General features: G+C 51.6%; 15 protein-coding genes and 1 pseudogene. 12 read left to right on the forward strand and 4 right to left on the reverse strand.

Annotation, left to right across the window (positions count from 1 at the left end; translation table 11 throughout):
* The first annotated feature begins 17 nt into the window (after window positions 1-17).
* Both B1A75_RS10975 and B1A75_RS10980 read left to right on the forward strand, forming a co-directional pair.
* Complete coding sequence (locus B1A75_RS10975; protein ID WP_079936194.1) at window positions 18-683, forward strand: ribonuclease H family protein; 666 nt, start codon at window positions 18-20, stop codon at window positions 681-683.
* A 6-nt stretch (window positions 684-689) separates the two neighbouring features.
* Window positions 690-905 (forward strand): zinc-finger domain-containing protein, encoded by a 216-nt coding sequence (locus tag B1A75_RS10980; protein WP_013145666.1) that lies wholly within the window; start codon window positions 690-692, stop codon window positions 903-905.
* Between the two features lie 280 nt (window positions 906-1,185).
* On the opposite strand, the gene B1A75_RS10985 is transcribed toward B1A75_RS10980, so the two are convergent.
* Together B1A75_RS10985 and cspD are read right to left on the reverse strand one after the other, a co-directional pair.
* On the reverse strand, window positions 1,186-1,455 hold the full coding sequence (locus tag B1A75_RS10985) for a DUF2564 family protein (RefSeq protein ID WP_079936195.1): 270 nt from the start codon (window positions 1,453-1,455) through the stop codon (window positions 1,186-1,188).
* Between the two features lie 129 nt (window positions 1,456-1,584).
* Window positions 1,585-1,785 carry a cold-shock protein CspD gene (gene cspD / locus B1A75_RS10990; RefSeq protein WP_003251474.1) on the reverse strand — a complete coding sequence of 67 codons (201 nt, stop codon included), beginning with the start codon at window positions 1,783-1,785 and terminating at the stop codon, window positions 1,585-1,587.
* A gap of 321 nt (window positions 1,786-2,106) precedes the next feature.
* On the opposite strand from cspD, the gene B1A75_RS10995 reads away from it, so the two are divergent.
* The 4 genes from B1A75_RS10995 to glpK all read left to right on the forward strand — a co-directional run bounded on the left by B1A75_RS10995 (window position 2,107) and on the right by glpK (window position 5,517).
* Complete coding sequence (locus B1A75_RS10995; protein ID WP_074043881.1) at window positions 2,107-2,358, forward strand: hypothetical protein; 252 nt, start codon at window positions 2,107-2,109, stop codon at window positions 2,356-2,358.
* A gap of 194 nt (window positions 2,359-2,552) precedes the next feature.
* The gene (locus B1A75_RS11000; RefSeq protein WP_079936196.1) at window positions 2,553-2,954 is read left to right on the forward strand and encodes a sporulation protein; all 402 of its coding nucleotides are present in this window, start codon (window positions 2,553-2,555) and stop codon (window positions 2,952-2,954) included.
* A gap of 204 nt (window positions 2,955-3,158) precedes the next feature.
* Window positions 3,159-3,977: an MIP/aquaporin family protein gene (locus B1A75_RS11005; RefSeq protein WP_079936197.1), complete on the forward strand. Its 819-nt coding sequence runs from the start codon at window positions 3,159-3,161 to the stop codon at window positions 3,975-3,977.
* A 49-nt stretch (window positions 3,978-4,026) separates the two neighbouring features.
* Complete coding sequence (gene glpK, locus B1A75_RS11010) at window positions 4,027-5,517, forward strand: glycerol kinase GlpK (RefSeq protein WP_074043884.1); 1,491 nt, start codon at window positions 4,027-4,029, stop codon at window positions 5,515-5,517.
* Window positions 5,518-5,557: 40 nt separating this feature from the next.
* On the opposite strand, the gene B1A75_RS11015 is transcribed toward glpK, so the two are convergent.
* Window positions 5,558-7,426 (reverse strand): putative bifunctional diguanylate cyclase/phosphodiesterase, encoded by a 1,869-nt coding sequence (locus B1A75_RS11015; RefSeq protein WP_176202407.1) that lies wholly within the window; start codon window positions 7,424-7,426, stop codon window positions 5,558-5,560.
* 1 nt (window position 7,427) lies between these two features.
* On the reverse strand, window positions 7,428-7,772 hold the full coding sequence (locus B1A75_RS11020) for a PAS domain S-box protein (RefSeq protein WP_079936199.1): 345 nt from the start codon (window positions 7,770-7,772) through the stop codon (window positions 7,428-7,430).
* A 616-nt stretch (window positions 7,773-8,388) separates the two neighbouring features.
* Here B1A75_RS11020 and B1A75_RS11025 point away from each other — a divergent pair.
* The 6 genes and pseudogenes from B1A75_RS11025 to B1A75_RS11050 form a co-directional block, all read left to right on the forward strand.
* Complete coding sequence (locus B1A75_RS11025) at window positions 8,389-9,414, forward strand: ABC transporter ATP-binding protein (protein ID WP_074043886.1); 1,026 nt, start codon at window positions 8,389-8,391, stop codon at window positions 9,412-9,414.
* Entirely contained in the window at window positions 9,401-10,327 is a 927-nt protein-coding gene (locus B1A75_RS11030; RefSeq protein ID WP_074043887.1) for an ABC transporter ATP-binding protein, read from the forward strand. The genes B1A75_RS11025 and B1A75_RS11030 overlap by 14 nt, the downstream gene beginning before the upstream one ends.
* Before the next feature lie 18 nt (window positions 10,328-10,345).
* Complete coding sequence (opp4B, locus tag B1A75_RS11035) at window positions 10,346-11,314, forward strand: oligopeptide ABC transporter permease (RefSeq protein ID WP_074043888.1); 969 nt, start codon at window positions 10,346-10,348, stop codon at window positions 11,312-11,314.
* Between the two features lie 21 nt (window positions 11,315-11,335).
* The gene (locus tag B1A75_RS11040) at window positions 11,336-12,244 is read left to right on the forward strand and encodes an ABC transporter permease (RefSeq protein ID WP_074043889.1); all 909 of its coding nucleotides are present in this window, start codon (window positions 11,336-11,338) and stop codon (window positions 12,242-12,244) included.
* 14 nt (window positions 12,245-12,258) lie between these two features.
* Entirely contained in the window at window positions 12,259-14,040 is a 1,782-nt protein-coding gene (gene opp4A, locus B1A75_RS11045) for an oligopeptide ABC transporter substrate-binding protein (RefSeq protein WP_074043890.1), read from the forward strand.
* A gap of 12 nt (window positions 14,041-14,052) precedes the next feature.
* Window positions 14,053-14,286, forward strand: a pseudogene (locus B1A75_RS11050) (VOC family protein); the annotation flags it as partial.
* Window positions 14,287-14,457 lie beyond the last annotated feature (171 nt).

Here is a 14,457-nt window from a genome sequence, read left to right on the forward strand (position 1 = left end):
GGAAGGGTGACAATGAGTTGGACGTACAAATCCACTGGACGTATATCACGCCGAAAAAACAAGAGGCGTTTCTTGTCTCCGATTGGGTCGATGCCAAAAAGGCGCTCGCTTTGGCGGATGATTTTGAAAAAACCGGGCGGACGAAAACAGTTGAGTTCGTCGATCGAAACGGCACGGTGTGGTCAAAAAAAGAGCTGCAAAAGCTGCTTGAGGAGATCGCCGGCGAGCCGTATGAGATCGTTGTGTATTTCGACGGCGGCTTTGACCATGAGACGTCCCAAGGCGGCGTCGGCGCGGTCGTATACTATAAGCAAAACGACCATCGCTACCGGCTGCGCGCCAACCGCCGGCTCGGCGAAATCAAATCCAATAATGAGGCAGAGTATGCGGCGTTTTGGTTTGTTATGCAGCTGCTCGAGGAACTTGGCGTCCATCATTTGCCGGTGACGTTCCGCGGCGACTCCCACGTCGTGTTAAAGCAGCTGTCCGGCGATTGGCCGTGTTTTGAGGACGATTTCAACATCTGGCTTGACCGCATTGAAGCGAAAATGCGCGAGCTTCACATCGAGCCGGCGTACGAGCCGATTTCGCGCAAACAAAATAAAGAGGCAGATTCGCTCGCCCGCCAGGCGCTTGAAGGGCAGATCATCACGAGTCGAACGGAATTGACAGAGAAAGGGTAAGGTCGTATGGGAAAGAAGCGGAACCGACGCAAAGAAATATTGGACCAAATCGCTTGGCTGGAGGAAACGTACTGCGACGGCTGCTTTTTAAAAAGCACGTTCCGGAAAGAGTACGGCAAAACGTACGCCCAGTCGTTTTGCATCCAGCAATGCACGGTCGGGGAACAAATGCGGCAGTACGGGGAGATGCTCCTATCAGCGCCGCCGCGTCCGCGTCGGTAATGAAGGAATTTTTTCAAGAGGCGGTTGGTGCGGGCGATAGGAGCCGCAATCTGCGCTTTCGCGAGCCTGGGGCGGTGCCGGCTGCGACCAGGCAAGCTTTGGCGTTTGAACTGAGGAAGCGGATGCGTTGAGAAGGCCGGTGATTTAACAGAACATACGTTTTAACATAGAGAAATCTCAAAAGCTGTTCTTCTTTTCACTCCAAAAGGAAATCGTTGTTTGTCCTCCGCCTGATAGACGGTGCAAAAAGAGCTTCGCCAAGCGAAGCTCCGTTTTGCTGTTATTGCCGCGCCTCGCGAAGCTGGTGTTCGGCGCGGGCCAATGTTTGTTCGCAGCGGGCGAGAAAATCACCGTCGACGCCCATAGCTTCTTGGCGGGCGCGCGCAAGTTGGTCGCGGGCGTTTTTCACCGCTTGTTCGGCATGGCGAAGCATCTCGGGGTCGAGCTGCATCGTCGCCTGGCCGACCATTTTCTCCGCCGTCTCGACGAACATTTCCACTTGCTTTAAGTCGTTGTATCCCGTATGTACGTCGGCATCGCGTCTGGCCATATGAACACCTCCCTTTCTTTATTGTTTGCCGCTTGGTTGAATCTATGCAAATCGCAATGAAAAAGGCACCCTGCTTAAGCAGGGTGCCTCTCGTTCCGCTCCCGTTCTCTCGTCTATGTCAACGAAGTCTTATAATTTGACAACGTTCGCTGCTTGCGGTCCGCGGTTTCCTTGGACGATTTCAAACGAAACTTCTTGGCCTTCTTCTAACGTTTTGAACCCTTCACCTTGGATCGCCGTGAAGTGGACGAATACGTCCGAACCGCCTTCCACTTCGATGAAACCATAACCTTTTTCGTTGTTAAACCATTTTACTTTACCACGTTGCATAATACTGAATTCCTCCTAATACCTTTAGCCTGTTCGGCTAACCTCAAGATTTTTATCAAATAACAAAATATACTTCACAGCCATCCAAGATGCGCCTTCATGTTGAATGCCTGAAATATATTCTGTTATGTGATGACTCTACTATACACTACCGCGGTTGGCCGCGTCAAGCAAAAGAAAGGAAATTTCCGAAAAAAGTTGTTTGCCGGCCCGAAAAACAATGCGTTGAAAAGGAAAACGGGCCGCAGGGGGAGAAAAAGTCATGAGCGGGCAACAACGGCCCTACATTGGAATAGGAACGACAAAAAGGGGGAGAAGCGGATGTACCGCGGGAAAATCGCGGGAAAAGAAGTGATCGTCCGGTTAGGGAGCCGGGTCAGCCGCCGTTATTTCAGCGACAATAAAATTTACCACATGGTTCTTTCGTACGGAGAGTCGGCGTTCCGCAAAGGGCAGGATACGTTTTGCATCTACAATGACCGCGTCGGCTTGATTGTCGCGGAAGTCGAGCAACAGGACGTCCCGGTCATTCGGATCGATTACATTATCGAAAACGAAAATGTGTACGAATAACCAATTGACAGCGGAAGGCGAATGCGGTAATCTCGAATGTAAGCGGTAACAAAACGAGCCGCATTCGTCCCTGTTTCTCCCAGGGGCAGACGTGCCGCGCCAGCATCGTCTGTTTATTTTTTGGCTTGCGTTGAAACAGGCGGCTTCGTTTTTTCGTATGATGATATGACAAGAGAGACAAAGAGGTGACTACGGTGTTATTGCGCAAAATGATGTCAAGAGTCGGGGTCGGGTCGGCGCACGTCGACTTGATCTTAAATAAATCGTTATGGCGCCAAGGAGAAATGATTCAAGGGATCGTCCACATTTACGGCGGAACGGTGGAACAGATGATCGAGCGGCTCGATGTGGAGCTCGTGCAAAAAACGATCGAAAACGGCAAGGAACTGGATGCCATTGTCGCCGTCATTCCGGCGGCCGGAGCGTTTTCGATCAAGCCGGGCGAGAAAAAGGAAATCCCGTTTTTCTACACGATCCCGGAAACATTGCCGCCATCGCGCCCCGGTCGGTCGTACCGGTTCATCACCCGCCTTCATATCGAAGACGCGGTCGATACGCTCGACTTCGATTACGTGCAAATTTTGCCGAAGAAATAGGTTGACAGCGTTTTCAACAGATGATATGCTAAAAGCAAGTTAATAACGTTGTGGTGGAGAAGCGGAGACCCACACATATTCCTCGTTGATTAGCGGGGAAGTGTGTGGGTTTTTGTTTTTCCACCCAACGGCTAACCCTCCGGAGGGGCCGCCCAAGCAGGAAATGGCAGAAGAAATCACGAATGAAAAGGGGGAAGAGAACAAATGTCGCCATTTTTAGGGGAATTCATCGGCACGGCACTGCTCATCATTTTCGGCGCTGGTGTGTGCGCCGGGGTCAATTTAAAGAAATCATATGCGGCCAATTCGGGCTGGATTGTCATTACGATGGGGTGGGGGCTGGCGGTGGCCGTCGCTGCATACGCTGTCGGCCGGTATAGCGGCGCCCATCTCAATCCAGCGCTGACAGTGGCATTGGCCATAAGCGGTGATTTTCCATGGAAAGATGTCCCTAGCTATGTGTTGGCACAAGTACTTGGCGCTATGGTTGGGGCTGCCGTCGTCTATCTCCACTATTGGCCGCATTGGAAGGAAACAGACGACCCGGGTGTCAAGCTTGGCGTATTTGCGACGGGTCCGGCAGTGCCGAATACGGCTGCCAACTTGCTTAGCGAGATCATCGGAACGTTTGTGTTGGTTCTGGCCATCTTGGCCATTGGCGCCAACAAATTCGCTGATGGGCTCAATCCGTTTATCGTTGGTTTTTTGATCGTGGCGATTGGACTGTCGCTCGGCGGTACGACGGGATACGCCATTAATCCGGCCCGAGACTTTGGACCTCGCTTAGCCCACTTTTTGTTGCCAATCCCAGGGAAAGGGTCATCAAATTGGGCGTATGCGTGGGTGCCGATCGTCGGACCGCTGCTTGGGGGTGCGTTAGGCAGTTTGGTCTATAAAGCCGTTTTCTTGGGAAAACCGACAGGCGCATTATGGGGAGTGCTGGCGGCAACCGCAGTCGTTTTGGCGGCGGCGAAGATGGCAAAAGGAAAAACGGCCAACGCCGCAAGTCGCCGTTCTCTCTAGTTGGCGTACGGGGGTTGTAAGCAAATACAGGAGAAGGGGGAAGAATGTCATGAATCAATACATTTTAGCCATCGACCAAGGCACAACGAGTTCGCGCGCGATTTTGTTCAATCAAAAGGGCGAAATCGTTCATATGGCGCAAAAAGAGTTTACGCAATATTTTCCGCAGCCCGGCTGGGTCGAGCACAACGCCAATGAAATTTGGGGATCGGTGCTTGCTGTCATTGCCAGCGTCTTGTCTGAGGCGCAAGTGAAGCCGGAACAAGTGGCGGCGATCGGCATTACGAACCAGCGGGAAACGACGGTTGTGTGGGAGAAAGACACCGGCAACCCGATTTACAACGCCATCGTCTGGCAGTCGCGGCAGACGGCCGGCATTTGCGATGAACTGAAAGCGAAAGGATATGACCCGCTATTCCGCGAAAAAACCGGCTTGCTTATTGACGCCTATTTTTCCGGGACAAAAGTGAAATGGATTTTGGACCATGTCGAGGGGGCGCGCGAACGGGCGGAGCGAGGAGAGCTGCTCTTTGGCACGATTGATACGTGGCTCATTTGGAAGCTGTCCGGCGGCCGCGCCCATGTAACCGATTACTCGAACGCGTCGCGCACATTAATGTTTAACATTCATACGCTCGAGTGGGATGACGAGCTGCTTGCGATTTTAAACGTGCCAAAGGCGATGCTTCCTGAGGTGCGCCCGTCCTCGGAAGTATACGCGAAAACGGTTCCGCACCATTTCTTCGGCGTGGAGGTGCCGATCGCGGGAGCCGCGGGCGACCAGCAGGCGGCTTTGTTCGGCCAGGCGTGCTTTACGGAAGGGATGGCGAAAAATACGTACGGCACCGGCTGCTTTATGCTGATGAATACTGGGGAAAAAGCGGTGCAATCGAAACACGGGCTGCTTACAACGATCGCCTGGGGGATTGACGGCAAGGTCGAATATGCCCTTGAAGGCAGCATTTTCGTCGCCGGTTCGGCCATTCAATGGCTGCGCGACGGCTTGCGGATGATCAAAACCGCGGCTGATAGCGAAGCATACGCCGAAAAAGTCGAGTCGACCGACGGGGTGTATGTCGTACCGGCGTTCGTCGGCCTTGGCACGCCGTATTGGGACAGCGAGGTGCGCGGGGCGGTGTTTGGCCTCACGCGCGGCACAACGAAAGAGCATTTCATCCGGGCCACCTTGGAATCGCTCGCTTACCAGACAAAAGATGTGCTCGCCGCCATGGAAGCCGATTCCGGCATCTCGCTGACCACGTTGCGCGTTGACGGCGGGGCGGTGAAAAACAATTTCCTTATGCAGTTTCAAAGCGATTTGCTTGCCGTTCCGGTCGAACGTCCGGTCATTAATGAAACGACGGCTTTGGGTGCGGCGTATTTGGCCGGGCTGGCGGTCGGCTACTGGAGCAGTCGGGATGACATCGCCGCCCAATGGCAGCTCGAGCGCCGGTTCGAACCGCAAATGGCAACGGAAACGAGAGAAGCGCTGTATGCCGGATGGAAAAAAGCCGTGCAGGCAGCGATGGCGTTTAAATGATTGAAAAACGCGGATGCCCTGATGACGGGCATCCGCGTTTTTACGTCCTTCGCTCGATACTGCGTGCTAGCAGGCCAGCTGCTTCATCTGCCGGCATGGGGGGCCGGAACAAGTAGCCTTGCGCCTCTTGACAGCCTTTTTCCCTTAAGTACTCGAGCTGTTCCTCGCGCTCTACTCCTTCGGCGACGACGTTCATGCCAAGATGGCGGGCGAGGGAGATGATCGTGCTTGTGATGATGCTGCCATAGTGCGAATGGGGGCAATCGGCGATGAAGGTACGGTCGATTTTCACGGTGTCAATGTCCAACTGTTTCAAATAGGCGAGTGAGGAATAGCCGGTGCCGAAATCATCGATGGACAAGCGCACCCCCATCTCTTTCAACCGGCGCAAATTGGCCAAAATAGTCGCTTCTTGATAAATGGCGATCGTTTCTGTAATTTCAAGTTCCAACCACGATGGCCTCATATTCGTCTCCGCCAAAATGGCTTCCACGCGGGCGGCGAATTGCGGATGGTGCAACTCTTTGACGGAAACGTTGACGGCCATTCGAACCGGTATGAACCCTTGACGGCGCCAATGTTCGTGCTGCCGGCATGCTTGGCGGATCGTCCATTCGCCGATGGGAATAATGAGACCCGTTTCCTCTGCAAGTGGAATAAAATCACTTGGCGGCACAATCCCTTTGGAGGGGTGATGCCAACGAATGAGCGTTTCCATAGCGGAAACAGCTTTTGTCCGCACATCGACAATCGGCTGGTACAATAGGACGAACCCATCCATGTTTTGTTTGACTGTTTGGTGCAAATCCGCTAACAAAAATACATTGGGAAGGCGCTGATGCTGCAGCGCTTCTTCATAAAGACAATAGCTGTTTTTGCCTTTCCGTTTCGCCTCCATGGCGGCCATGTCCGCCTGGCGGATGGCCGTGTCCGCATTGGCTTGCTCACCGTCGAAAAGAGCGATGCCGATGCTGGCCGTTATAAAAATGGTTTGTTCGGCGAGTGAAAACGGCTGGGCGATGAGCGCCAGCAAGTCTTCCGCTATGGCTGATGCTTCTTGGTGTCCATCGACTGGCGCGAGCAACACGATGAATTCATCTCCGCTCATATGGGCAGCGATGCCATGGGGATGGACGCGCTCACGAAGCCGGGCGGCCGTCTGTTGAAGCAACTCGTCGCCGATATGATGGCCGAACGAATCATTAATATATTGAAAGCCGTCTAAATCAATATACAAAATGGCGCCGTGTTGTTTCGTTTCTTTCAGTTTTGGCAGCATTGCCTTGGCAAGCTGCAAAAATCGACGCCGGTTCGGCAATCCGGTGAGCTCATCATAATGGTAATGGAACAGGGAATCATACAGCCGTCTGTTTTCTTCGAGCGCTTTCCTTGTTCCCTCATGTTCCATGGCGAGGCTCGCGAGCGATGACAGCGCCGACATGATCTCCATATCTTCCGGCTCCGGTTCGCGCTCGGTCGGATAGTAAAACGCCAGCGTTCCGAGCACATGGCCGGATGATGAGAGAATGGGCATGGACCAGCAAGCTCTCAACCCGTGCGCCAACGCGAATTGCGCATAAGACGTCCAGCGGGGGTCATTCGCCACATTGCTTGCAATCACGACCTCTTTTTGGTAGGCGGCCGCGCCGCACGATCCAGATTGCGGCCCGATTTCGATTCCATTCATGGCTTCGATATAAGCGGATGGCAAGCTTGGCGCTGCTCCATGGTAAAGGCGTCGCCCGTTGTCATCGGCAAGCAAAATCGAACAAACGGCTGGCGGCCGCAACGCTTCGGCCGCCTTGGCAATGGACGTGAGAATGGCATCGAGCGGCTCGTGTTTGGCGATTTGCTTCAAAATGTGAGTCTGTTCAGCGAGCAGCCGCTCCGCATGTGTTTCAGCGGTCATGTCAGAGCACGAGACGAGGAGGAACGGCGTATCGTTCAATGTTTTTCCAACGCATATGCACGCGAACAGCGCATAATTTGCCGGTTTTATGCACCGTTCTGGCCGTGAATGTGCGAACCGCTTCATCGGCCGGTTGAGGAAGCAAGTGGGCGAGGGACGCCCAGTCGTCAGGATGGAAAATAGTTTGAAACGGGGCGCCGATGAGCTCAACCCGATCGTAGCCCAACGATGCACCGGCATAGTCATTCATATCGACAATCACCCCATGTTCATTCACCACCCATTGCACGGCAGGCATAAAAAAGTAAAGCGCCCCATAATGCGTCATGATCGACTGCTTGTCCATGCGGAAGCAATCCTCCAATCTGCGAAAAAATAAGGTGCACTATATCATTCTACCATGTTTTTGTCTATTTTTGTCTATTTTTGTCGAACGATTGCTGTATTTTTTCCACTGACTGTATAAAACGATGGACGCGGTGCATGTCCCCTCTTCTTGGCATTTTGTCGAGTAGGAGAGGGTGACTAACCATTCTCGTCAAGTTTAGAAATAAAAGGGCACATCACTACAACATGTACTTGACAAGCAAGGCGTTTTCTTGAGCCGCCATGTATCAAAATCATTGATTTGCTGATTTTTTTCTTATAGGCGTAAGTAAGGCATGTTCTGGAACAGTCAAGTTCAATTTTTGGTGAAGATTCATATTTTTTATAAAAATGGTACACCATCCTTACGCCTGTGAAATAAAGTCGAATTTTTTGTTCGACGAACATGAAGAAAAAAAGGCGAAAAATCCTTTGCACGACCTTATTATTTTATAAAACATTATTCTAAATAAACAAATAAGAGAAGGATAAAATTACAAAAAATATTGAACTTACAAAAAATTGTGATAGAATATTATCATAGAATTATATATAGTCTAAAATTTCGTTACACTAAATCAAAGGGGAAAGGCGCATTGGAAAAACAACCATTGTTGGAAATTGATCGATTGCGGGTTTCGTTTCAGATCGACGGCGACTATTATGCGGCAGTAGATGATGTTTCCTTGACGATTGGGGAAAACGAAGTCGTCGCTCTTGTCGGCGAGTCAGGGTGCGGAAAAAGCGCCCTTGCCCTTTCGATCATGGGGCTGCACCCGCCGGAGAAGACGAAAGTAGAAGGATGTCTGCAGTTTAAAGGGACGAACTTGCTGTCGTTATCTGTTTCCGAATTGAACCGAATCCGCGGTAAAGAGATCGGGATGGTTTTCCAAGATCCGTTGACAGCGCTCAACCCACTCATGACCGTCGGCCGGCAAATCGAGGAAAGCATGGATTATCATTTACGGCTGTCGGGGGCAGAAAAAAAGAAGCGAACGATCCGCTTGCTTGAGCGGGTCGGCATTCCTGAACCGGAAAAAGTGTACCATCGCTATCCGCACGAACTGTCCGGAGGAATGCGGCAGCGGGTCGTGATTGCGATCGCCGTCGCCTGCGAGCCAGCCTTATTGATCGCCGATGAGCCGACTACAGCGCTTGACGTGACGATTCAGGCGCAAATTATGGGGCTTTTGAAAGAATTGCAGCAGCAAATGAAAACGAGCATTATTTTGATCACGCACGATTTAGGGGTCGTGGCGGAAATGGCGGACCGTGTGGCGGTCATGTATGCCGGGGAAATCGTTGAATGGGCGGACGTCGATACCATTTTCCACCGCCCGCTTCATCCATACACTCGCTCGTTGTTGCAGTCAATCCCGTCCGCGCAGACGAAAAAGGAACGTCTTCACGTCATTCAAGGAATCGTTCCCCCGCTGCATAAGCTGCCGCGGCGAGGCTGCCGCTTCCAGCCGCGCATCAGCTGGATTGGGGCGGATAAGCACGAACCGGATCCGAAGCTGCGGGAAGTGGAGCCGGGGCATTGGGTGCGTTGCACATGTTACCAACATTTTTATTTTCCCGATGATCAAACGGTAGGTGGGGTCGGCTATGGCGCTTCTTAACGTCAACCATTTGAAAGTATACTATCCGGTGCGCGGAGGTTTTTTCCGCCGCGTGATCGACCATGTCCGCGCGGTGGACGATGTTAGCTTTTCTTTGAATCAAGGGGAAACGTACGGGCTTGTCGGCGAATCGGGTTGCGGCAAAACGACGACGGGGCGCACGATCATCGGCCTTATTCGGGCAACGGCCGGTGAAGTGCTGTTTGAAGGGACGGATTTGACAAAGCTGAATCGGCGTCAATTTCATGCGTATCGGAAAGACATCCAAATGATTTTCCAAGACCCGTACTCGTCTCTCAATCCGCGCAAACGCGTGCTCGATATTGTCGCCGAGCCGTTGCGCAACTTTGAAAAATTGTCGCCTCAAGAGGAGCGGAAAAAAGTGCAGTACGTGCTCGAGCGGGTCGGGTTAAGCGCCGAGTCGATCTATAAGTATCCGCACGAGTTTTCCGGCGGGCAGCGCCAACGCATCGGCATCGCCCGCGCGCTTACGCTCAATCCGAAGCTGATCATCGCCGATGAGCCGGTTTCGGCGCTCGATGTCTCTGTGCAGGCGCAAGTGTTGAACTTTATGAAAGACATTCAGCAAGAATATGGCCTTACGTATTTGTTCATCAGCCATGATTTGGGCATCATCCGCCATATGTGCGACCGAATCGGCATCATGTACCGCGGCCGGCTTGTCGAGGAAGGGACGAGTGAAGACATTTTCACGAATCCACAACACATTTATACGAAGCGGCTTTTGTCCGCGATTCCGAACGCCGATCCACGCGATCGCAGCAAACAGGCGGCGCTGCGCCGAGAAGTGGAAGAAGAATATGCGCAAGCGTATTCGCACTATTTCGATGAAAACGGGCGAGCGTATCCGCTTAAACCCATTTCGCCGACTCACTCCGTGGCTATTCCGTAAAGAGGGGAAGACGGAACGATGTTGAAGTTTATTTTGCGTCGAATCTTGATCATGATTCCGCAGCTATTTTTGTTAAGCGTCCTCATTTTCCTGCTGGCGAAGGCGATGCCAGGCGATGCGTTGACCGGCCAGCTGGCTGCCAATCCGAAAATGGATCCGCAAACATTGGAAGAGATGAAAGAGAAGCTCGGGTTAAACGACCCGGTACATATTCAGTACATCCGCTGGGTGAAAAACATGTTGCACGGCGATCTTGGCCTGTCTTATACCCATCAGCAGCCGGTCACGGACTTGCTGGCTGGAAGGGTCGGAAATACCGTATTGTTATCGGCGGCTATTTTAATTTTGACCTATCTCATCGCCATTCCGCTTGGCATTGTGTCGGGACGGTGGACCGACACGTGGGCCGACAAGCTCATTGTCGGCTACAGTTACATTGGTTATGCCACCCCGCTATTTATCTTTGCGTTGATTATGTTGTTTATTTTCGGCTTCCATCTCGGTTGGTTTCCGACCGGCGGAAGCGTGGATATTCAAGTTGAGGAAGGGACGCTGGCCTATTATTTAAGCAAATTGAACCATCTCATGCTTCCAGCCTTGTCCGGAGCGCTCATTAACACAGTGGTGACCATTCAATATTTGCGCAGCGAAATCATTGATACGAAAGTGAAAGATTTCGTAAAAACGGCACGCGCCAAAGGGGTGCCGGAGCGGCATATTTACTGGCGGCACATTTTGCGCAATTCGTTTTTGCCGATTGCGGCGTTTTTAGGCTATGAAATTACCGGTTTAATCGGCGGATCGGTCTTTTTGGAGTCCATTTACAGTTATCCTGGGCTTGGACAGCTGTTTTTGCAGTCGATTATGCAGCGCGACTACAGCGTTGTGACGGCGCTCGTCATGATTTCCGGAGTAGCCACCCTCGTCGGAACGTTATTATCTGACATTATATTAAGTGCGGTTGATCCGCGCATTCGCATTGAGTAGAAAGGGAGGAAGACGGAGGATATGAAACTGGAAGCAAACGGCCCAACGGCGGTCGGGACGAACGTCGAGAAAAGCCCTTCCCCCCTCTCCATTATGTGGCGGGAGCTCGTCCATGACCGGCTCGCGCTTGGCTCGCTCATCGTGCTGACAATCATTTTGCTCATCGTCTATGGAGCCTCGCTTTTTTTAGATCAAGAGGAAATTGTGAAAGTGGACTTTTTAGCCATTCACTCGCCGCCATCAGCGGAACATTGGCTTGGCACGGACTATGGCGGCCGCGACGTGTTCGGCCAGCTCATCATCGGTGCTCGCAATTCGTTTACGATCGGTTTGGCCATTACGCTCATCACTGGGGTGATCGGCCTCATTGTCGGATTGGTGGCCGGCTATTTCGGCGGCTGGGTTGACAATATCATTATGCGCATCATTGACTTCATTCTCGTCTTGCCGTTTTTGATGCTTGTGATTGTATTTGTTGCGATTGTGCCGAAATACAATGTATTGACGTTTATTTTGATTATGAGTGCATTTTTATGGACCGGCAAGGCTCGACTGATCCGTGCGAAAACGCTCGCTGAGCGTGAGCTGGATTACGTCAGCGCCTCAAAGACACTTGGGACGCCGGATTGGAAAATCATTTTGTTTCAAATTTTGCCGAATTTAAGTTCCATTATCATCGTCAATTTGACGTTGAATTTGGCCGGCAACATTGGCATTGAATCCGGGCTCACGTACCTCGGATTCGGGCTGCCGGAAAGCACGCCGAGCTTAGGGACGTTGGTCAGCTATGCGACCAACCCGGATGTTTTGCAAAACAAATGGTGGGTATGGCTGCCTGCATCATTGCTTATTTTAGTGATGATGCTGTGCATAAATTTCATCGGCCAAGCGTTAAAACGTGCGGCTGATGCCAGACAACGATTAAGTTAAAGGGGGAAGAAAAAGTGAAGCGAAAGTGGTTGGCGGCGCTAGCCGCGCTGCTGCTCGTGCTTGCCGGATGCACGGGCAACTCGTCGACAACTGGGGGGAAAGACAACAAAGAGAAACCGGCAGCGCAGAAAGAAGACATCAGCAAATTCCCGATGACGGTGAAAAACGACGGGAAAATCATCGACGGCGGTGTATTGAAATACGGACTTGTGTCCGATACGCCGTTTGAAGGGACGCTCAGCTACGCATTTTACACGGGAGCTCCAGATGCCGAAATTTTGCAATTTTTTGATGAGTCGCTTTTCCGCACGAACGGTGACTATGAAATTACAAACGATGGGGCTGCCACGTATGAGTTGTCGGATGATAAAAAGACGATGACAATCCATATTAAAGACAATGTTAATTGGCATGACGGCCAGCCGGTGACGGCGGAAGACTTGGAGTATGCGTATTTGGTCATCGGCCATAAAGATTATACGGGCGTCCGCTACGGTGATGCGCTCATCCAAGACATTGTGGGGATGGATGAATACCATAGCGGCAAAGCCGATAAAATTGCCGGCATTAAAGTGATCGACAAAAAGACGTTGACGATTACATGGAAACATGCAAACCCGTCTGTGTTGACCGGCATTTGGGCGTACCCGCTGCCGAAGCATTATTTGAAAGACGTGCCGATCAAACAGTTGGCTCAGTCGGATAAAATTCGGAAAAACCCAATCGGGTTCGGCCCGTTTAAAGTGAAGAAAATCGTCCCAGGCGAATCGGTGGAGTTCGTCCGCAACGATGACTACTGGGCAGGCAAGCCGAATTTGGAAGGGGTTATTCTGAAAGTTGTCAGCCCGCAAGTGGTGCTGCAAGCGTTGAAAAAAGGCGATATTGATATTGCGGAATTCCCAACGGATCAATATCCGAATGCGAAAGGAACGAAAAACATTCAATTTATCGGCAAGGTGGATTTAGCTTATAACTACATTGGTTTTAAACTCGGCCATTGGGATGCGAAAAAGCAAGAAAATGTGATGGACAACCCGAAATTCCAAAACAAAAAGCTGCGCCAAGCGATGGCGTATGCCATCAACAACCAAGAGGTGGCTGACCGCCTGTACCACGGCTTGCGCTTCCCGGCGACAACGCTCATTCCGCCGTCGTTCCCGGGATATCATGATAATTCAATTAAAGGGTACACGTATAATCCCGAAAAAGCGAAGCAGCTGCTTGATGAGGCCGGCTATAAAGATGTGGATGGGGATGGCCTCCGCGAAGATCCGAACGGCAAAAAATTCACCATTCACTTCTTGGCGATGAGCGGAGGAGACATTGCGGAACCGTTGGCAAAATTTTATATGCAATGCTGGAAAGATGTCGGCTTGGATGTGCAACTCGTTGATGGGCGATTGGCGGAGTTTAACTCATTCTATGATATGGTCGAAAAAGATGATCCGAAAGTGGATGTCTACGCCGCCGCTTGGGGAACGGGAACGGACGTCGACCCGTACGGATTGTACGGCCGAAACGTTATGTTCAATTACTCGCGCTGGGTGAACGAGAAAAACGATGAACTGCTCGAAAAAGGCCATTCTGAGCAGGCGTTTGACAAAGAATACCGCCGGAAAATTTATAGTGAATGGCAAAAGCTGATGAACGAAGAAGTGCCGGTCATCCCGACGTTGTATCGTTCGGCCATCTACGCAGTCAACAACCGCGTCGCCAACTTTACGGTTGATCCGAGCTCGAAGCTGACATGGAAAGACGTCGGCGTCACATCAGAACAGCCGGAAGTGGCGGAATAAACAAAAAATGGCGGCTCGATCATTGTCGAGCTGATCGAAGGATACAACCCGGATTTGCCGACGGAAGGAAAAGTGCACCATGTGGCGTTTACGGTGGAAGGCATTGAGCAGGAGAAAGAACGGCTTCAGTCGCTCGGCGTGCCGCTTGTGTGGGAAGAAATAACGACACTTCCGAACGGGGCAAAATATTTGTTCTTCCTCGGGCCCGACGGCGAATGGATCGAGTTTTACGAGCCTGCTCGATAAATGGCGTCACGATAGGCGGTCCGCTGTTTGGGCCGCCTATGAATTTGCCGTCTGGCGATTGGCGCTTCGTTCCATTTTTCTTCGTATGGCCTTGCCTGCCGCTAGACAACAACCGTCCATGTAGGAGTCGTCGTCTTCCCGATTCAATGGTATACTAGAAAAAGAGAGGGG

Origin of the sequence: Geobacillus sp. LEMMY01 (genome assembly GCF_002042905.1) — a bacterium.
Classification (GTDB): domain Bacteria; phylum Bacillota; class Bacilli; order Bacillales; family Anoxybacillaceae; genus Geobacillus; species Geobacillus proteiniphilus.